12 protein-coding genes are annotated in these 20,051 nt (G+C 62.1%); 9 read left to right on the forward strand and 3 right to left on the reverse strand.

What is annotated here, in order from left to right; genetic code table 11:
* Positions 1-140 precede the first annotated feature (140 nt).
* Positions 141-1,046 carry an SDR family oxidoreductase gene (locus CTATCC11996_RS10800; protein ID WP_003075975.1) on the forward strand — a complete coding sequence of 302 codons (906 nt, stop codon included), beginning with the start codon at positions 141-143 and terminating at the stop codon, positions 1,044-1,046.
* A gap of 45 nt (positions 1,047-1,091) precedes the next feature.
* Here the strand turns inward: CTATCC11996_RS10800 and CTATCC11996_RS10805 are convergent, their stop codons facing one another.
* Entirely contained in the window at positions 1,092-1,577 is a 486-nt protein-coding gene (locus tag CTATCC11996_RS10805; protein ID WP_003075977.1) for an Lcl C-terminal domain-containing protein, read from the reverse strand.
* A 335-nt stretch (positions 1,578-1,912) separates the two neighbouring features.
* Between CTATCC11996_RS10805 and CTATCC11996_RS10810 the strand changes: the two genes are divergently transcribed.
* The 5 genes from CTATCC11996_RS10810 to CTATCC11996_RS10830 all read left to right on the forward strand — a co-directional run bounded on the left by CTATCC11996_RS10810 (position 1,913) and on the right by CTATCC11996_RS10830 (position 10,747).
* The gene (locus CTATCC11996_RS10810; RefSeq protein ID WP_003075979.1) at positions 1,913-3,112 is read left to right on the forward strand and encodes a multidrug effflux MFS transporter; all 1,200 of its coding nucleotides are present in this window, start codon (positions 1,913-1,915) and stop codon (positions 3,110-3,112) included.
* Positions 3,105-4,538 (forward strand): MFS transporter, encoded by a 1,434-nt coding sequence (locus tag CTATCC11996_RS10815; protein WP_003075981.1) that lies wholly within the window; start codon positions 3,105-3,107, stop codon positions 4,536-4,538. The genes CTATCC11996_RS10810 and CTATCC11996_RS10815 overlap by 8 nt, the downstream gene beginning before the upstream one ends.
* Positions 4,539-4,826: 288 nt before the next feature.
* Positions 4,827-6,125, forward strand: a complete 1,299-nt coding sequence (locus tag CTATCC11996_RS10820) for an efflux RND transporter periplasmic adaptor subunit (protein WP_003075983.1) — start codon at positions 4,827-4,829, stop codon at positions 6,123-6,125.
* Positions 6,126-6,143: 18 nt separating this feature from the next.
* Positions 6,144-9,311, forward strand: coding sequence for an efflux RND transporter permease subunit (locus CTATCC11996_RS10825; protein WP_003075985.1), 3,168 nt, complete (start codon positions 6,144-6,146; stop codon positions 9,309-9,311).
* Positions 9,308-10,747 carry an efflux transporter outer membrane subunit gene (locus tag CTATCC11996_RS10830; RefSeq protein ID WP_003075987.1) on the forward strand — a complete coding sequence of 480 codons (1,440 nt, stop codon included), beginning with the start codon at positions 9,308-9,310 and terminating at the stop codon, positions 10,745-10,747. Before CTATCC11996_RS10825 ends, CTATCC11996_RS10830 begins: the two co-directional genes overlap by 4 nt.
* A 125-nt stretch (positions 10,748-10,872) precedes the next feature.
* On the opposite strand, the gene CTATCC11996_RS10835 is transcribed toward CTATCC11996_RS10830, so the two are convergent.
* Positions 10,873-11,511, reverse strand: coding sequence for a TetR/AcrR family transcriptional regulator (locus CTATCC11996_RS10835; RefSeq protein ID WP_003075989.1), 639 nt, complete (start codon positions 11,509-11,511; stop codon positions 10,873-10,875).
* 170 nt (positions 11,512-11,681) lie between these two features.
* Positions 11,682-12,182: a flavodoxin family protein gene (locus CTATCC11996_RS10840; protein WP_003075991.1), complete on the reverse strand. Its 501-nt coding sequence runs from the start codon at positions 12,180-12,182 to the stop codon at positions 11,682-11,684.
* A gap of 552 nt (positions 12,183-12,734) precedes the next feature.
* Between CTATCC11996_RS10840 and CTATCC11996_RS10845 the strand changes: the two genes are divergently transcribed.
* The 3 genes from CTATCC11996_RS10845 to smc all read left to right on the forward strand — a co-directional run bounded on the left by CTATCC11996_RS10845 (position 12,735) and on the right by smc (position 20,035).
* Positions 12,735-15,875: a bifunctional diguanylate cyclase/phosphodiesterase gene (locus CTATCC11996_RS10845; RefSeq protein WP_003075993.1), complete on the forward strand. Its 3,141-nt coding sequence runs from the start codon at positions 12,735-12,737 to the stop codon at positions 15,873-15,875.
* A 51-nt stretch (positions 15,876-15,926) separates the two neighbouring features.
* The gene (locus tag CTATCC11996_RS10850) at positions 15,927-16,256 is read left to right on the forward strand and encodes a YnfA family protein (RefSeq protein ID WP_003075995.1); all 330 of its coding nucleotides are present in this window, start codon (positions 15,927-15,929) and stop codon (positions 16,254-16,256) included.
* A gap of 251 nt (positions 16,257-16,507) precedes the next feature.
* Positions 16,508-20,035: a chromosome segregation protein SMC gene (gene smc, locus CTATCC11996_RS10855; RefSeq protein ID WP_003075997.1), complete on the forward strand. Its 3,528-nt coding sequence runs from the start codon at positions 16,508-16,510 to the stop codon at positions 20,033-20,035.
* Positions 20,036-20,051: the final 16 nt, after the last annotated feature.

Raw genomic sequence — 20,051 nt, forward strand, 5'->3', positions numbered from 1 at the left:
CCCCTCTCTCGCTTCGCTGGAGGGGGACGATGCCTTCGCCGGGGCGGCCCCGCCGCGAGGCGGCTCTTGCTTGGCATCTCTGATCTGGAGTGCGCCAGTTGCAGGCGCTATTTCCATTTTAAAAATATCCGGAGACAAGAATGATCACGAATTTCGCGGGAAAGACGGCGGTTCTGACGGGTGCGGGCTCGGGCTTCGGGCTGGAGTGCGCGCGCATTGGAGCTGCCAGAGGCATGAATCTGGTGCTGGTCGATGTGCAGCAGGAGGCGCTGGACAAGGCCGAGGCCGAGCTCAAGGCCGCCGGTGCCAAGGTGCTGGCGCGCAGGGTCGATGTGTCGGATGCGGCGCAGATGGAACGACTGGCTGCCGAGGTCAAGGAGACCTTTGGCGCGCCCCACTTTATCTTCAACAACGCGGGCGTCGGTGCTGGCGGCCTGGTCTGGGAAAACACGGTGGCCGACTGGCAATGGGTGCTGGGCGTCAATGTCTGGGGCGTGATCCATGGCGTGCGCCTGTTCACACCCATGATGCTGGAAGCCGCCAAGGCCGATCCCGCCTATGAAGGCCATATCGTCAACACCGCCAGCATGGCCGGTCTGCTGGCGCCGCCGAACATGGGTATCTACAACGTCAGCAAGCATGCGGTGGTCTCGCTGACCGAGACGCTGTACCAGGACCTGGCCCTGGTCTCGGACCAGGTCAGTGCCAGTCTGCTCTGCCCCTTCTTCGTGCCCACGGGCATAGGTCACAGCGAGCGCAACCGTCCCCAGGGCCTGGAGGCCCAGCCTTTGACGGCCAGCCAGAAGATAGGCCAGGCCATGACCGACAAGGCCGTTGGCTCGGGCAAGGTTACGGCGACCGAGGTGGCGCAGAAGGTTTTCGATGCGATTGCGTCGGGTCAGTTCTATATCTACAGCCACCCGCAGGCCCTGGGCTCGGTGCAGGTGCGACTGGAGGATGTGGTGCAGGGCCGCAACCCGACGGATCCGTTCGCGCACAAGCCCGAACTGGGCGAGAGCCTCAAGGCGGCGCTGCGCGCAGGCTGAGCGTGAGGGAGTTGAAAAAGCCTTGCCGCAGCGGCAAGGCTTTTTTCATGGCGTGGTCGAAGTCTGGGGGCCGAGCTCGGCCTCGGTGGCCGGGCGCACCAGGCGCAGCAGCAGGGCATTGCCCTTGCCCATATCGGGCACAGCCTGTAGCGTCTCGGTGTTGACTGCCCAGGCCTGCTGGGCCGAGAGACCGGAGATGCTGCTGGATTTGTCCACCTGGGCGTAGTTGTAGGTGTTCAGGCGCTGGGCATTCACGGCGGCCGTGCCCGTCCAGTGCCAGTCGCGCGGCGCATTGGGAAAGAGTTCCGGGTTCAGACCCTGGGGCTTGCTGCTGCGGTCCAGCAGGCGCTTGAGCTCATTGACGCGCGGCAGCCGCCAGCGCAGGTTTTCGGCCTTGCTGCGTTCTGCGGCATGGGTTGCGGCCTGCTTGTAGCTGAAGACCTCGGCCTGGCCGCTGCAGGTCTTGCCATTCCAGCTCATGCCCTCGGCGCAGCGGGGCCATGCCAGCTTGGCGCGCGTGTCTATCACCATGTTTCCATCCGGTGAAGGCACAAAGGCTGGGGCCGCTGCGGCGGGCTGCGCGCTGGCCGACTGAGACAGACATAGCGCAGCGAGTGCGCTCAGGAGTGAAAAGGGCAGACGTGGGGAGGAGCTTGCAGCAATCACGGCGAGAGCAGGTAAGGGTAGTTGAGCCCATTGTGCTTGTCGTCCAGGTGGTCATGGCCTGGATGACCGGGCCTAAAGCCTCGTAATTGGCGGCTTAGGCACAGGCGGTGACTGGTTGTCTGGCGTGAGCCTGCACCGTCATGCAGGAAACCGGCGCCTGCTCAGCACATAAATCAAGTTACCACGACAATCACACCCCTATGCAAGCTTCTGTTTCCCTGCGCCTGGTTCTGATTCTCGGCCTGTTGTCGGCCATAGGGCCTTTCGCCATCGATATGTATCTGCCGGCCTTGCCGCAGATCGGCGCCAGCCTGGATGCCCAGGTCGGTGCCGTGCAAGCCAGCCTGACCGCGTTCTTTCTCTCCATCGGTGTGGGCCAGCTGCTCTACGGCCCGGTCTCCGACATGCTGGGTCGCAAGCCGCCGCTGTACTTTGGCCTGACGGTGTTTGCCGTCGCCAGCGTGGGATGTGCGCTGGCGCCCAATATCGAGACCCTGGTGGCGTTTCGCTTTGTGCAGGGTCTGGGCGCTGCGGCCTGCATGGCCGTGCCGCGTGCTGTGGTGCGCGATCTGCATACCGGCCACGCAGCCGCACGAATGATGTCGCTGCTGATGCTGGTCTTCAGCGTCTCGCCGATTCTGGCGCCGCTGGCCGGCAGTGGCGTGATTGCCCTGGCCGGCTGGCGTGCCGTGTTCTGGGTCGTGGCCGTCGCAGCCGTGCTGGGCCTGATCGCCACCTGGCGAGGCGTGGAAGAGACCCGCACCGCCGAAGCGCGGCTGGACAGCAGCCTGGGCGGTGCACTCAAGGCCTATCTGATCCTGTTGCGGGACTGGCATTACCTGGGCCTGGTGTTCATCGGCGGCTGCGCCATGGCGGGCTTTTTTGTCTACCTGGCGGGCTCGCCGTTTGTGCTCATCAACTACTACGGCCTCTCGTCCACGCAGTACAGCATGGCGTTCGCGCTCAACTCCATCGCCTTCATCGGTGCGGCGCAGCTGACGGGTCGGCTGGGTCAGCGCTTTGGCCTGGTCAATGTGGTCAAGGCCGCAGCTTCTGCCTCGGGCGTGACCATGGCTGCATTGCTGGTCTATTACCTGCTGGGCGGCGAGCAGTTGACGGTGCTGATCGTGCTTTACTTCATTGCCAGCGCCTTCATGGGACTGGTGATTCCCACGACCTCGGTGCTGGCCCTGGAAGAGCATGGCGAGATTGCCGGCACGGCCTCTGCCTTGCTGGGAACGCTGCAGATGCTGAGCGGAGCGGCAGCCATGCAGATCGTGGGGCATTTTTCCAATGGCAAGCCCCTGCCCATGGTGGTGGGCATGGCGACCGGAGCCCTGGTGGGCGTGGCGCTGACCTGGATCACGCTGGGCCGTGTACACCGAGTCGCCCATGACTGAGAGCACTGCCCAGACTCCTGTCGCCTATGACGGCCTGCCTGACGGTGCGCGTGGCCGCGCCATGCTGGTCATCATTCTGGGACTGACACTGTCGGTGCTGGACAGCAGCATCGTCAATCTGGCCTTGCCCGCCATTGCGCGCGAGCTGCAGGCCAGCTCGGCCCTGACGCTATGGGTGGTCAACGCCTATCAGCTTGCCGGCCTGGTGCTGCTGCTGCCGCTGGCGGCCCTGGGCGAGCGCCTGGGTTACCGGCGCATCTATCTGCTGGGCATGACGGTGTTTGTCATTGCATCGGTGGCGGCCACGCTGGCCAGCTCGCTGGGCTCGCTGATTGCAGCGCGCGTGTTTCAAGGCATGGGTGCGGCCGGCATCATGAGCGTGAACGCGGCTCTGGTGCGCTTGACCTATCCACGTGCCATGCTGGGACGCGGCATGGCCATCAACTCGCTGGTGGTGGCGACCTCGTCCATGGCGGGGCCTTCGGTGGCCGCCGCCATTCTGTCTGTCGCCAGCTGGCCCTGGCTGTTTGCCATCAATGTGCCGCTGGGCTTGATGACCTTGTGGATGGGGCGCAAGGCGCTGCCGTCCAACCCCGTTGTGCGCAAGGATGGCGAGCCGATAGCGGCGCTTGACGTATTGCTCAATATTCTGATGTTCACTCTGCTTTTTCTGGGTGGTGAGCAATTGGGCGTGCGCATGGGGCAGGATCAGGGCGCTGCGGGTAGCCCGCTGATGCCTTCGGGCTGGTGGCTGCTGGGCGCCGGGCTGGTGGTTGGATATGTCTATCTGCGCCGTCAGTGGCACAAGGCAGCTCCTTTGTTTCCGGTCGATCTGATGCGCATTCCCGTGTTCCGGCTGTCGATGTGCGGCTCGGTCTCAGCCTTCTGCGCGCAGATGCTGTCCTATCTGGCCCTGCCGTTCTTGCTCTTGGAGGCGCGCGGTCTGTCACCCATGGAGGCCGGCATGCTGATCACGGCCTGGCCGCTGGCCACCGTGCTGACGGCGCCGGTGGCCGGGCGCCTGATCGGCAAGTATCCTGACGGACTGCTGGGCGGCATCGGCATGGCCATGTTTGCCTGCGGACTGTGGCTGCTGGCGGCCATGCCCATCGATGTCGCGCACTGGGATATGGTCTGGCGCATGCTGCTGGCGGGCAGCGGCTTCGCGCTCTACCAGTCGCCCAACAATCACACCATCGTCACTTCGGCCCCCATGTCGCGCAGCGGTGCAGCGGGCGGCATGCTGAGTTCTGCCCGCATGACCGGACAGACGCTGGGTGCCGTGGTGCTGGCCACCATCTTTGCCATCTCGGGCGGGCATGGCGGCAATGCTGAACTGCTGGCGCTGGCTGTAGCCGGTTGTTTTGCGGCGCTGGCTGGAGTTTTCAGCATCTTGCGCGTACGCCCGGGCAAGCCGCAGCACTGATTTGGCAGCAAAAGCGGCTTCTGTCCTGATATTGAGAGCGCAGCCAGTTGCCGATTCAGGCGTTTTGCGGGTGCTGGCTCTAGTCCGTTATGACGAGGAGCCTCGCTGCCAAGGTTTTCTACAGTGGTGTCTCAAGCCAGCGGGTGCTGCGACGCTGCATGCCCGCATGACAGGACAATGGCAAGCGGGTGATTGCCGGCATGTCATTGCGCATTTGGCTGCTTTACATTTTATTAATATTGTCGGCGCACAATGTTGACAAGTTCTTTAGTTCAGACCGCTCCACGTATGAAGATTGACCAGCCCGCTTCGCTGAGCCCGCGCCGAGAGGCGCATTTTTCTTGCCTGCCCAGTGCAAGCCGGCAAGGTCATCGCCAGCAGCGCTGGACACTGGCTGTGGGCGCCATGCTGATTGCTGCTGCACTGGTGGGCTGCTCCAAGCCCGAGGCAGAGCAAAAAGGCCCGCTCAAGTCCGAGCCCAAGGTCGGCGTGGTTACCCTGCAGTCGCAAAGTCAGCAGCTGGATGCCAGCCTGCCGGGGCGCACCCGTGCCTTCATGACTGCCGAAGTACGTCCCCAGGTCTCGGGCATCATTCAGCAGCGTTTGTTCACTGAAGGTGCTCTGGTCAAACAAGGCCAGCAGCTCTACCAGATCGATGCGGCATCGCTGAAGGCTGCCGAGGCCAGCGCAGCGGCTGCTGTGGCCAAGGCCGAAGCCAGCCAGCGCACGCTGGCTGCAACGGCACGGCGCAATGCCGAGCTGGTCAAGATCGATGCGATCAGCAAGCAGGCGTTTGACGAAAGCCAGGCGGCGGCGGCCCAGTCCGCATCGGATGTGGCCGTGGCTAAGGCCAATCTGGAAACCGCACGCATCAATCTCAAGTACAGCCGGATCGAAGCACCGATCGGCGGTCGCATAGCGCTGTCTGCCGTCACGCCTGGTGCGCTGGTCACGGCCAATCAGGCCACGGCGCTCACCACCATCGTGAGGCTGGACCCCATGTATGTGGACTTCACCCAGTCCAGCACCGATCTGATGCAGCTCAAGCGTGATCTGGATTCCGGCCGCTACCAGAAGGTCGAAGGCAACAAGATTCCCGTGCGCATCCAGCTCGACGACGGCAGCGACTACCCGCATCAGGGCAAGCTGGCTTTTGCGGGCGTGATCGTCAACGACACGACCGGCACACTGACCTTGCGTGCCGAGGTGCCCAATCCCGACGGCATGCTCATGCCCGGCATGTATGTGAAGGCCTTGCTGCCGACGGCTCTGGCCCCCGATGCATTGCTGGTGCCGCAACAGTCGGTGACCCGCGATCTGACCGGGCGTGCCAATGTCATGGTCGTCAAGGACGGCGATGTGGTTGAAAAGCGCGATGTGGAGCTGGACCGTGCCGTGGGTGCTTTCTGGTTGCTCAAGACGGGCCTGAAAGCAGGCGAGCGTGTGATGGTGGATGGCTTTCAGCGCATCAAGCCCGGCGACAAGGTTCAGACCGTGGAAGTGGATCTGAAGGCCAAGGCCGAGCGCAAGAGCCAGCGGGGCGAGCCGCCCGTGCAGGCCGCTGCCGATGCCCCTGCCAAGAAGTAAGCAAGGCAGGCGACACACATGGCTCAGTTCTTCATCAATCGGCCCATCTTTGCGTGGGTCATCGCCATCATCATCATGCTGGCCGGGGCTTTGTCGATCAAGCTGCTGCCGCTGGAGCAGTACCCCGAGATCGCTCCTCCCCGGGTGACCATCGGCGCCCAGTACACGGGCGCTTCGGCGGAGACGGTCGAAAACTCGGTGACGCAGATCATCGAGCAGCAGATCAAGGGCATCGACAACATGCTCTATATGAGCTCGACCAGCAATGCGTCGGGTCAAGCGCGTATCACGTTGACCTTTGCTCCGGGCACCAATGTCGACGTGGCGCAGGTGCAGGTGCAAAACAAGATTCAGGGCGCGGTCAACCGCCTGCCGGACGCTGTGAAGACGCGTGGCGTCTTCATCAACAAGGGCGGCCAGGATTTTCTCGTCACCTACAGTTTCTATGCACCCGATGAGGACGTGACCGCCGTGGACATCGGCGACTACATCAACAGCAATCTGGTGGACATCATCGGGCGCATCGAGGGCGTGGGTGACATCAACGTCTTCGGCACGCCCTATGCGATGCGCATCTGGATGGACCCGGCCAAGATGGAGAAGTACGGGCTGATTCCCTCCGATCTGAGCAGCGCGCTCAACGCGCAGAATGCCCAGGTCTCTGCAGGCCAGCTGGGGGCTCTGCCTGCGGTGCAGAACCAGCAGCTGAACGCGACCATCACGGCGCGCACCAAGCTCAAGACAGTAGAGCAGTTCGAGAACATCGTGCTCAAGTCCTCGAATGACGGCTCTGTCGTCACCATCAAGGATGTGGCCCGGGTGGAACTGGGGGCCGACAATCTGTCCATTCAGGCCAAGCTCAACGGCATGCCCGGTGCGGGCATGGGCATCATCCTGGCCGACGGTGCCAACGCCATGGCGGTGTCGGATGCAGTGGCGGCCAAGCTGGCCGAGCTCAAGCCCTTCTTTCCCAACCAGATCGACTACTTCGTGAGCTCGGACTCCACGCCCTTTGTGCGGGCCTCGATCAGCGAAGTGGTGCATGCGCTGGGCGAGGCCATGGTGCTGGTGGTGATCGTAATGTTCGTGTTCCTGCAGAACTTCCGAGCCACGCTGATCCCCGCCATTGCCGTGCCGGTGGTGCTGCTGGGTACCTTCGGCGTGCTGTCCGTCGCGGGCTTCTCCATCAATACCCTGACCATGTTCGCCATGGTGCTGGCCATCGGTCTGCTGGTGGACGATGCCATCGTGGTGGTCGAGAACGTGGAGCGGGTGATGCACGAGACGGGCAAGTCTCCCAAGGAGGCGACGCGCCAGTCCATGAGGGAAATCACGCCCGCACTGGTCGGTATCGGGGTCACGCTGTCGGCGGTGTTCGTGCCCATGGCCTTCTTTGGCGGCTCGACGGGTGTGATCTACCGCCAGTTCTCCATCACCATTGTTGCGGCCATGGCGCTGTCCGTGTTTGTGGCCCTGACGCTGACACCGGCGCTTTGCGCAACGCTTCTCAAGGCCCCGGATCGCAGCCATGGCGATGGCCATGAGCGTCCCATACGCTCCGGGGTGCTGGGCATCAACGACCGTTTCTTCCGCTGGTTCAACCGCAATTTCGATGCTTCGGCCAATCGTTATCAGAGCACCGTGGCTTTCAGCCTGGGCCGGGCCAAGCGCATGATGCTGATCTTCCTGGCCGTTCTGGCCGCGGTCTGGTTGCTGATGGCCAAGTTGCCCACCTCGTTCCTGCCGGACGAGGATCAGGGCTTTGTCTATGTCAATGTGAATCTGCCTTCCGGCGCTTCGGACGCCCGTCTGCAGGAAGTGCTGGACCAGGTGCGCGAGTATCTGGCCAAGCAGCCGGATGTGATCAGCTTCAACCAGGTTTCGGGCCTCAACGGCGACCAGAGCTCGGCGCGCGGCTTCATTCGTCTGAAGCCTTGGAGCATGCGTCCGCTGCCCTCGCAGTCGGCGGCGGCCATTGCAAACAAGGCGACCAAGGATCTGGCCGGCATCCGTGATGCGCGCGTGCAGGTGGTGTTGCCGCCCGCAGTGCGCGGCCTGGGTTCGAGCTCGGGCTACAACTTCATGATCAAGGACATCAATGGTGTGGGCCATGAAGCGCTGCTCGCCGCGCGGGATCAGGTGCTTGGCGAAATGCGTGCCAACAATCTGCTGACGGCTGTGCGCACCACCAATCTGGAAGACGCCAGCGAGCTGCGCGTGGATGTGGATGACCGCAAGGCTGCCGCTCTGGGGCTGGCGTACACCGACATCAACAGCGTGCTCTCCAGCGCCATGGGCGGCACCTATGTGAACGACTTCCTGAACAACGGTCGCGTCAAGCGTGTCTACATCATGGGCGATGCGCAGTACCGCATGCTGCCCGGCGATATTGCCAAATGGACGGTGCGCAACAACAAGGGCGAGATGGTGCCGTTTGGCGCGTTCTCCAAAACCTACTGGGCCTATGGTTCGCCCCAGCTGCTGCGCTATAACGGCAGCCCGGCCTATGAGTTTGAAGGCCGTGCCGCAGCGGGCATCAGCTCGGGTACTGCGATGGAGACGGTGGAAGACATCCTGAAGAAGCTGCCCAACGGCATTTCCTACGAATGGACCGGAGCTTCTCTGCAGGAGCGCCAGTCAGGTGCGCAGGCGCCCATGCTGTATGCCATCTCGATTCTGTTCGTCTTCCTGTGCCTGGCCGCACTCTATGAAAGCTGGACGGTGCCGCTGTCGGTGATGCTGGCCGTGCCGCTGGGCGTGGTGGGGGCACTGCTGGCGACCTATACACGTGGCTTGACCAACGACGTGTATTTCCAGGTCGGTCTGCTCACCACCGTGGGTCTTGCGGCAAAGAACGCGATCCTGATCGTGGAGTTTGCGGTGCAGCTGCAGGAGCAGGGCAAGAAGCTGTTCGACGCAACGGTGGAAGCCGTGCGTCTGCGTCTGCGTCCCATCCTGATGACTTCTCTGGCCTTTGGTTTCGGTGTGATTCCGCTGGCCATCGGCACCGGCGCTGGTGCCGGTGGTCGCAATGCCATCGGCACGGCCGTACTGGGCGGCATGGTGGCATCGACGGTGCTGGGTATCTTCCTCGTGCCGGTGTTCTTCCTGCTGGTGCGCAGCTGGTTCAAGAGCCGCTCGCGCAGCGATGCGGCGGCTGACGTCAACAAGGAGAGCGCGGCATGAGGCGCCCGAGCATGAAATTTTCGGCCATGGCGGCCGCCGCAGTGACGGCCTTGCTGGCGGGCTGCAACCTGGCTCCGGCCTATAGAACGCCTGATCTGCCCGTGCCCGAGACTGTCTCCGGCAACGCCGTGCCGGCTCAGGCAAGCGAGGCAGCGCTGCAACAGGCCCAGGCGCTGCAATGGTTGCAGTCGCCGCAGCTGCGCGAGGTGGTGGCGCTGGCGCTGAGCAACAATCGCGATCTGCGCGTCGCGCTGGAAAACATCGAGAAGGCGCGCGCCCAGTACGGCATCACCAGAGCCGACCTGCTGCCGGGCATCACGGCCCAGGCGCAGAGCAATCGCACGCGCACCGCGGGGGATCTGACGACGGCAGGGCGCTCCAGTGTCGCTGAGCAATACACGGCTCAGCTGGGCTTTGCCAGCTATGAGCTGGATCTGTGGGGGCGCATCCGCAATCTGAGCGAAGCCTCGCTGCAGCAGTTTCTGCAAAGCCAGGACAACCGGCGCAATGTGCAGATCGGTCTGGTGGCTGATGTCGCCAATGCCTGGCTGACGCTGGCGGCCGATCAGGCACGCCTGCAACTGGCCAGGGACACGCTGGACAGCCGCATCAAGGCTTTCGAGCTGACGCGGCGCATGCATGAGCTGGGCTCGACCTCCGGCCTGGTGTTGGCCCAGAACCAGACCACGGTCGATACGGCACGCGGCGATGTGGCCAGCTATACCTCCCAGGTCGACAGGGACCGCAATGCCCTGCAGCTGTTGGTAGGCGGTCCGGTGCCTACGCAGCTGCTGCCCAACGCCCAGACCCTGACGGGTGCGGCAGACACGGCGGCTCTCAAGCTCGTGCCCGTACCCTTGCCCTCATCGGTGCTGCTCAAGCGCCCGGATGTGCAGGCTGCGGAGCGCAATCTGCAGGCCATGAATGCCAATATCGGCGCAGCCAGAGCGGCGCTGTTTCCCAGCATCACGCTCACCGGCAGTGTCGGTACCGGCAGCAACGAGCTGGACCGCCTGTTCGGCAACAACAACAGCACCTGGAGTTTCATCCCTCTGGTCAAGCTGCCGATTTTTGATGGCGGCCGCAACCGCGCCAATGTACAGGTGGCCGAAAGCAATCAGCGCATTGCGCTGAGTCAGTACGAGAAGTCCGTGCAGACAGCCTTCAAGGAGGTGGCGGATGTGCTGGCTGACCGAGCCCAGTGGGGTGAGCGGCTGGCCGCCCAGACCAGCATGGTGGCCAATACGCAAAAAGCCTTTGATTTGTCGAATGCTCGCTTCAAGGCCGGCGTGGACAACTATCTGACGGTGCTGGATGCGCAGCGCAGCCTCTATACCGCACAGCAGACCTTGATAGGCCTGCGCCTGTCGGAACAACTCAACCGCGTGACCTTGTGGAAGGCTCTGGGCGGTGAAGAGGCCGCACTGCAGGGTTGATGGGCGAACTCGCTCGATGAACAAAGCCGCAGTCCGAAAGGTTGCGGCTTTGTTTTTGATAGCTACTGGCGCTTTACCAGTAAGCGATTGGACCGGATTTCATTGAAATTCTGGCGCGCCAATACTCAAGGCATCTTGAACAGCAGGGTCACCTGGAGCCGGAACAGGGTTCCGGCATTCATGGGCACTTCGGGATGGATGACGGTGTTGTTCATCATGGCCAGCCACAGCGGTGCAAGCAGCAATTCCGGGTGCTGCACCAGCTCAGGAGCCTTGAGTTCGCCACGTTTGGCAGCCAACTGTGCGAGCCGGGTGAAATGCTCGAGCAAGGCATCGTGAACGTAACGACGATACATCTGCGCCAGCAGCGGAAACTCCAGGCCTTCGGCGACGACCAGCCTGGCCGTGGCAGAGCGGCCGCTGCTGTCTATGACCTCCGCAGCGGCGCCCACGGTGCGCAGCAGATATTCGCCCACCGATTCATGCTCGTGCATGGGGCTGGACTGCAAGGCCACGGCGGCCGAGGCGATATGTGTCTGGATGACAGCTTCGAACAGGGCTTCCTTGCTGTCGAAATAGCGAAACAGCGTGACCTTTGACAGTCCCGCGCGCTGTGCCACCGAAGCCGTGGTGCCACGCGCATAGCCGTGTTCCAGAAATTCTGCAAACGCAGCCGCCACGATGGAGCGGCGCGTGGCCTGAGTCTTTTGCGGACTGGGGCCGCGTGGCGTGCGCTTGGGACGTGCGGTGTCTGGTTCAATCATGGACGCAAGAGCTGGTGAAGTCGCAGACTATGCCTGCTTGGGGGCGTGCATCGGAGAAAAGCATGCGCGCGCAATGATGGCACATTTATACAACCCGATTCGAAGGCTCCATTCTTGCCTTTGTATGGAGCCTGTCCTGCCCGGAATGATGCGGGCAAACCCTTGTTTTTCTAAAAAATGCCCAAGGCCAGTCCCGTGGCCAGTGATTGCCCCAATGTTTCGCAGCGCTGCAAATCGTCGGCCGATATCTGCTTGGGGGCGAGTATGGCCTCCGGCGTCTGAGCATGGGTGCAGATGATGAGCGGTTCTGCCACGGCCTTCAGGCGCCAGCCGGTGGCAATGCGTTCCATCTGCCTTGCTGCGTTATGACCGTCGCTGCCGGCGCAGACCAAGCTGGCATAGGGGCGGCCCTGTATCCGGTCGAGCACGCCGTAATAGCTTCGATCGAAGAAGTCCTTCATCAGACCGCTGATGGCGGCCAGATTCTCCGGCGTGGCAAACAGATAGCCCTGAGCTTGCAGCAGGTCTTGCGGGCCGGCCTGGGAGGCATGCAGCACGCGGACCTCGACGGATTCCTCCTGTCGGGCGCCAGTGCTGGCCGCTTCAACCATCTGGAGTGTGCCGCCAGTCAGTGAGTGGTAGACGATCAGCAGAGTCGTGCGTTGTGACATGGTTGTTTTATTGCCGGTGGGCAAACCACAGGCGCTTGCACGCGGGAATAACCGGGTAGGGCACTGTGGTTCTGCTTGATTGTGGCTAAAAAGATACGAGTTGTCGTGGTTTGTGATGCGGCCTGAATAGGACTAAGCTCCGACAAATATTGACATTTGTCAATTTTGCGACCTGAGGTTGCTCTTGATTTTGCAGCGCTTTGTATTGGATATACAAGCTTGTGCCTATGATTTGATCTAAATCTAGACGCAATCATGCCAAGCCTTTCAGGGTAATCACTTGGTGTGAATGTTCTTTGGATGTAGGTTTGCTCCTACAAACTATGTCGCTCCTCATGTTGGCTCATGGTGCTGCAGCCTTTGCTGCAAGGCGCCACTGCCGACTGGAGCCACCTCGCAACTCAGGATTCTTGTGTTTTTTGCATGTCGCAATTCGCAACTCAGCCAGTGATGAAAGTGCGTAAACCTTGGTTGGCGCTGCTGGCATTGGGTTTTGGAGTTTCCTGTGGCGGTTTGGGGGGCTGGATGCTCCATCAACGCCAGGAGTCGCGCATGCAACAGCGCTTGCAGCTCAGTGCCGATATGGCGACGCGAGCTCTGGAGCAGCGCCTGGGCAGCTATGACCGTCTGCTCGTCAAGCTCGCTGAGCAAATGGCCAGCAATGCGGATGCGGGGCAGCAGGTTTTTGCGCAGCATGCCCATGCTCTGCTCAGTCAGGATAGTCTGGTGGGGCTGCAGGCCCTGAGTCTGACCCGTGCGGTGGCTGCGGAGCAGCACACCGATCTTGTGCGTGATTCCCAGGCCTTCGAGGTTTCCTACGTCTGGCCAATGATAGGCAACGAGGCATTGGCGGGAAGCAATGCGCGTCAGCCGGCGGCGGCATTTCATTCCTTGATGCAGGCATGGAGCTCTCGCCAGATGTCGATGTCGGCTCCATTTCGCTTTCTGCAACTTCCCGATAGCCCCAAGGGCGTGGTGTTGCGGGCTCCGTTGTGGGCTGCAGCAGAGGAGGGGGGCGCCGCCGCTATCGGGAAATTTTCCGAAAAGCCGCTGGGAACGCTCAATGCACAGATCCGTCTGGGCGAATTTGCGAGGGGGCTGGTTCCGGCCAACCTCTACCCTCAGGTGGCCTTCAAGCTGGTGGATCTCAGCCCAGCCGACCCATCGTCAAAGGCAGGAGGGGACCACAAGAGGCTGACCGCGCCGCTGTCTATGCTTGCCGGCGGTTCGGAGATTTTGTTCACTGGCTCACTGTGGGCGGAGGCGGAAACCCATCCTGAATTTGCCTTGATCAAGCCGCTGGAGCGGCAGATACAGGTGTATGACCGCATCTGGTCACTGCAGTTCAAGCCCGCGCTCAGCTCTCAGAGAAGGCATGAGAGGAATCTGCCCTGGCTGGTATTGGGCCTGGGCCTGCTGGCGGGGCTGGTGCTGGCTGCCTTGGTCTCGGGCTGGTGGCAAAGCCGCTGGAGCTGGAGCCGGCGCCTCAAGTTCAGTGCCCAGGCAAGGCAGGAGAGTGATGCGCGCTTTCACGCCATGTGCGAGCAGGCTGCCATGGGAGTGCTCGAGCTTGATGTCGCCACGCGCAGCGTACTCAAGGTCAACCAGCATTTCTGTCGGTTGCTGGGCTATGAGGCCCAGGAGATTCGCAGGCGCAACGTGCTGGAGCTGGTCATGCCCGAAGACCAGGCGCACTGTGCGCAACTGCTTGAAGGACTGGACCTGCAGCAGTTCCTGCACAACGCGGGCGAGTTCTGTCTGCGTTCCAAGGAGGGGGCGCCAGTCTGGGTTGAACTCAATGCATTTCTGACCGGACGTCATGAATCGCGGCGCCTGCAGGTGCTGGTGCAGGACATCAGCGGGCGCAAGCGCCTCGAGCAGATGGAGCGTCTGGGTCATCAGCAGTTGCGCAATCTCATGCAAAGACTTCCGGTGGGTCTGGTCATGGAGGATCTGGATGGGCGTCTGGTCTACTGGAACGAAGAGTTTCTGCGTCTGGCCGGCCATGGGGGCAAGCCCAGCGTATCAACCCAGCAATGGTGGGAGCGCATGTTCCCTGATGCTGCTGAGCGCGAGCGAGTCATCCAGCGCTGGGAAGTCGCCACGGCTCAGGCCCGCCGGACGTTGCAGCTGCGCCAATCCGAGCGTGTCGACGATGTGCAGGCTCAGTGGGACGAGCTGGCCACCGAGGCGTCGGCCTGCACGGTGTCTGCGCAGACATTGATGCTCAGGGGGGTAGACGGTCTGCGCCGCCCAGTTGCGGTCAGTGCCGTGCTGCAAGCCGAGGGGTGCTTGATGGTGCTGCAGGATCAGAGCCAGCGTATGGCGGCCGAGCAGGAGGTCCGCCGTCTGGCCTTCTACGATGCCTTGACTGGCCTGCCCAACCGGCGCCTGCTGGCTGATCGGCTGCAACAGGCTCTGGCCGTGGCTCAACGCCAGGCCCATTTTGGTGGTGTGGTGCTGCTGGATATCGATAATTTCAAAGCCTTCAACGAGACCTATGGTCTGGATCAGGGTGATTTGCTGCTGCAGTCGATGAGTCAGCGCATCCGTGGTCTGCTTCCTTCAGGGGCCACGATTGCTCGTCAGGGCGGTGATGATTTTGTACTTTTGATAGATGACCTTGGCAGCGATTCCGTGGCGGCTGCCGCCAGGCTGGAGCAGCAGGCCGACCAGTGGCTGAGCCGATTACGTGAGCCCATAGAAATCGGCGGTATTCCGCGCTCCATCACCGTCAGCATGGGCCTGAGCCTGTTTGGCGAGGCAGAACTGACGGGTGAAGAGGTACAGCGCCGCGCTGAAATGGCCATGTACCAGGCCAAGAGCCAGGGGCGCAATGTCAGTTGCTTCTTTGACCCCCAACTGCAATCGGCGCTGCAGGAGCGCCGTACGCTTGAGCAGGACATGCGTGCCGGTCTGCAGGCCGGTGAGTTCGAGCTGTTCTATCAACCTCAGGTGGAGATGGGCAAGGTGATCGGCGCCGAAGGTCTGCTGCGCTGGAAGCATCCTGAAAAAGGCTTCGTCCCCCCTGCGCACTTCATTCCGCTGGCTGAGGAAACAGGCGTCATACTGCCCCTGGGCGACTGGGTGCTGCAGGCCGCCTGCCAACAACTGGCGAAATGGGCCAAGCACCCCCGTTATGCGCAACTGGTGCTCTCGGTCAACGTCAGTCCCAAGCAGTTCCATCAGGGCGGATTTGTCGAACAGGTGCTCAAGGCGCTGGCCGAGCATGGGGCCGATGCGCGTCGGCTCAAGCTGGAGTTGACCGAAGGCATGCTGGTCTCCGATGTGGACGACACCATCGCCAAGATGATGCGTCTGAAGTCCTACGGCATCGGATTTTCGCTGGACGACTTTGGTACCGGCTACTCCTCGCTGTCCTATCTGAAACGGCTGCCGCTCGATCAGCTCAAGATCGACCGCAGCTTTGTGCGTGACGTACTGACCGATCCCAATGACGCAGCCATTGCCCGCACCATTGTGGCTCTGGCCAAGAGCCTGAGCCTGCATGTGATCGCCGAAGGCGTGGAGACCCAGGCCCAGTGCCGTTTTCTCGAAGGCATACGCTGCTATGCGTGGCAGGGGTATCTGATGAGCCCGCCCGTGCCGGTCAGCGAGTTCGAGAGCCTGGTCACCAATGGCAATGTGCCGGGATCTCCGACGCCGGCTCTCAGTCCGGTGTCCATGCGCTGAGGCGGTTCATGCTCTCTACAATGCCCGCATTTCGCTGTGTGAGAGATTGAATTGCCTGAAATCAAGACCCTGCTGTTATTTGTCCTGACCGCCGTGGCGGAGATTGTGGGCTGCTACCTGCCCTGGCTCTGGCTCAAGCAGGGCGCCAGCGCCTGGCTGCTGCTGCCTGCTGCGGTCAGCCTGGCCTTGTTTGTCTGGCTGCTGACTTTGCATCCCTCGGCCTCTGGTCGTATCTACGCGGCCTACGGCGGCATCTACATCAGCGTGGCGCTTCTGTGGCTGTGGCTGGTGGATGGCATCAAACCCAGCGCCTGGGATATGGCAGGGGTGGCCGTCTGTCTGCTGGGGGCGGGCCTGATTGCTTTTCAGCCTCGCACCTGAGGCGCCCGCTGCTCTCTTATTCGATCAAAATCGGCCCAATCCCTTACCGATCCTGCGCAGGCAGCTATGGTTTGCGTGTATGCAGCAATCTTGGCTGATGAGGGGGCAGGCCGCGTTATGATTCCCGTCTGTTGACGGTTGCTAGCAAGAACAGGGCTTTTTCAAGTTTTGCGTTTGTGCAACCGCTTTTGCCGTTTTCCTTTCCCAATCACAAGCCTTTGCTGGCCAGCCTCTAGACCGACACCGACACCGTGCGCCTGAATTCCATCAAGCTCTCCGGCTTCAAATCCTTTGCCGAGCCCACCAATTTCATTCTGCCGGGGCAGATGGTCGGCGTGGTGGGGCCCAACGGTTGCGGCAAGTCCAACATCATGGATGCGGTGCGCTGGGTGCTGGGGGAGAGCAAGGCCAGCGAGTTGCGTGGCGAGTCCATGCAGGACGTGATCTTCAATGGCACCACGCATCGCAAGCCGTCCAGCCGTGCCAGTGTGGAGCTGACCTTCGACAACAGCGACCACCGTGCGGGCGGTCAGTGGGGACAGTTTGGAGAGATCGCCGTCAAGCGCGTGCTCACGCGCGAGGGCAACAGCAGCTACTTCATCAACAACCAGCCCGTGCGTCGTCGCGACGTTCAGGACGTGTTTCTGGGCACGGGTCTGGGACCGCGTGCCTATGCCATCATCGGCCAGGGCACGATCAGCCGCATTATCGAGTCGCGCCCCGAAGAGCTGCGTCTGTTCCTCGAAGAAGCGGCCGGGGTTTCCAAGTACAAGGAGCGTCGTCGTGAGACGGAAAACCGCCTCTCGGCCACGACCGAGAACCTCACCCGTGTGGAAGACATTCTGCGCGAGCTCAATGCCAATCTGGACAAGCTGGAAAAGCAGGCCGAAGTTGCGGCCAAGTACAACGGCCTGAACGCCCAGGTCACGCTCAAGCAGCATCAACTGTGGTTCATGAAGCGGGCCGATGCCGAGGCCGAGCAGGACCGCGTGCGCATTGAAGGCCTCAAGGTCGTCAACGAGCTCGAAGAGCGCATGGCCGATATCCGCAACAACGAGAGCGGACTCGAGACCCTGCGTCAGTCGCACTACGACGCCAGCGATCAGGTCAATCAGGCGCAGAGCAAGCTCTACGAAGCCACGGCCGAGGTCGGCAAGCTGGAGGCTGAAATCCGCTATGTGGTCGAAGGCCGCCAGCGTGTGCAACTGCGTCTGCAGCAACTGGCCGAGCAACTGCTGCTGTGGAGCAGCCGCAGCGAAGAGGCCCAGGGCGAGATCGAGAACATCGAAGGTGCGGGCATGGATGCCGAAGAGCAGGCCGAGATGCTGGCTGCCCAGCTCGAGGAGCAAAGCACCCGCCTGCCCGATCTGGAAGATTCTCTGCATAAGGCGCAGAAAGCCGATGCAGACCAGCGCAACTCGGTGGTGCAGGTGCAGCAGCAGATTCAGGTGCTGGCCGCCGAGCAGCGCAGCCTCGATGAGCAGCGTCGCCAGTTTGAAACCCGTTATGAACGTTTGCGTGCCGACCGCAATGCACTGGAAACGCCGGACGAAGCGCGCCTGAACAATTTGCAGGCACAACTGGCCGAGGCGCAGGAGCTGGCCGAGATGGCCGATGCCGTCCTCAATGAGTTGCAGGACAGCGTGCCGCAACTCGACGAGGATAGGCGCGCACGCCAGCAGGCCGTGAATGCCGAAAACAGTCGTCACGCCGATCTGTCTGCGCGGCTGGATGCGCTCAAGGCCTTGCAGGAAAAGGTCAAGACCGATGGCAAGCTTCAGCCCTGGCTGGCCAAGCATGGGTTGGACGGCATGCAAGGTCTGTGGAGCCGCATAGCCATCGAGTCGGGCTGGGAAAATGCGCTGGAAGCCGCACTGCGCGAACGTCTGGGGGCACTGGAAGTCGGGCGCCTCGACATGGTGCGCGGTTTTCTGGGCTCGGGGGGGCTGGACGCTCCGCCGGCCCGGCTGGCCTTCTTCAGCCAGGCTCAGGCAGCCGGTGCCCCGTCAGCTGCGCGCTTTGCGCGTCTCAGCGATCTGCTCAAGATCAATGACGCCGGTCTGCGCGCCGTGCTGGTGGACTGGCTGACGGGCTGCTATACCGCGCCCACGCTCGACGAGGCCCTGGCCAAGCGTGCCGATCTGCAGGCCGGCGAGACCATTTATGTGCCCACCGGCCATGCGGTGACGGCCCACAGCGTGACTTTTTATGCGCAGGACTCCGAACAATCTGGGTTGCTGGCGCGGGCGCAGGAAATCGAGCACCTGGAAAAGGAAGTCCGCGCCCAGGCGCTGATCGCTGATGAATCGCGTTCGGCTTTGGTGCGCGCCGAAAGCGCTTATGCAGATGCCTCGCAGCGGCTGGTGTCTGCACGTCGCGAAGCCAGCGAGTCGCAAAGTCGCTCCCATGAGCTGCAGGTCGAGACCTTGCGCCTGTCTCAGCTGGCCGAGCAGGCGCGGGCACGCAACGCGCAAATTTCGGCGGATCTGTCCGAAGTCGAAACCCAGCTCTCCGATATCGAAGAGCGCAAGGTCGCCGCCGAGGCACGCTTTGAAGAGCTGGACATGCAACTGGCCGACAGCCAGGAGCGTCATGCCCAGCTGGGAGATCGCGTGCTGGAGGCCGAGCGCCGCCTGAACGAATCGCGCGAGCAGTTGCGCAGCCTGGAGCGTCAGGCCCAGGAGGCAACCTTCTCGCAGCGCACTCTGCACGCGCGTCGCGCCGAGTTGTCGCGCACCATCGAAACCGCCAGCCAGCAGGCCAAGTCCCTGGCCGAGGAGCAGCAGCGCGCTCAGGACGAACTGGCAAGACTGTCTGATGCCGCGGCGCAGGGTGGTCTGCAGGATGCACTGGATCTGAAGATGCAGCGCGAAAAAGAGGTTGCCGAACGCCGCAGCGAATATGAGGATCTGACCAACAAGCTGCGTGCCAGCGACGAGCGCCGCCAGAGCCTGGAAAAGGCACTGGACCCGCTGCGTCAGCGCATCACAGAATTTCAGCTCAAGGAGCAGGCCGCGCGTCTGGGTCTGGAGCAGTACAGCAACCTGCTGACCGAAGCAGAGGCTGATCTGGCGGCGGTGGCTCAGTCGATCGCCGAAGGCAATGTGCGCATGCACGGCCTGCAAGGTGAAATCGACCGTCTGCACCGCGAAATCCAGGCCTTGGGGGCCGTGAATCTGGCCGCGCTGGATGAATTGACCCTGGCGCGTGAGCGAAAGACCTTCCTCGATGCGCAGATGGATGATCTGACCAAGGCCATGAATACCCTGGAAGAGGCGATCCGCAAGATCGATGCCGAAACGCGGGATCTGCTGACCGGCACCTTCGATATCGTCAATCGTCACTTCGGCCGCATGTTCCCCGAGCTGTTCGGTGGCGGTCAGGCCAAGCTGGTGATCACTGGCGACGAAATCCTTGATGCCGGCGTGCAGGTGATTGCCCAGCCGCCCGGCAAGAAGAACCAGACCATTCACCTGCTCTCGGGCGGCGAAAAGGCGCTGACCGCGATTGCGCTGGTGTTTGCCATCTTCCAGCTCAACCCAGCGCCATTCTGTCTGCTGGACGAGGTGGATGCGCCGCTGGACGATGCCAATACCGAACGTTATGCCAAGCTGGTTTACAGCATGAGCAAGGGAACCCAGTTCCTGTTCATCAGTCACAACAAGATTGCCATGGAGATGGCCGAACAGCTGATTGGTGTGACCATGCAGGAGCAGGGCGTTTCACGAATTGTTGCGGTGGATATGGAGTCCGCCCTCTCCATGGCTGAGCTATCCTGAGCCCGGTCATCCCCTA

Source organism: Comamonas testosteroni ATCC 11996 (assembly GCF_000241525.1).
Classification (GTDB): domain Bacteria; phylum Pseudomonadota; class Gammaproteobacteria; order Burkholderiales; family Burkholderiaceae_C; genus Comamonas; species Comamonas testosteroni.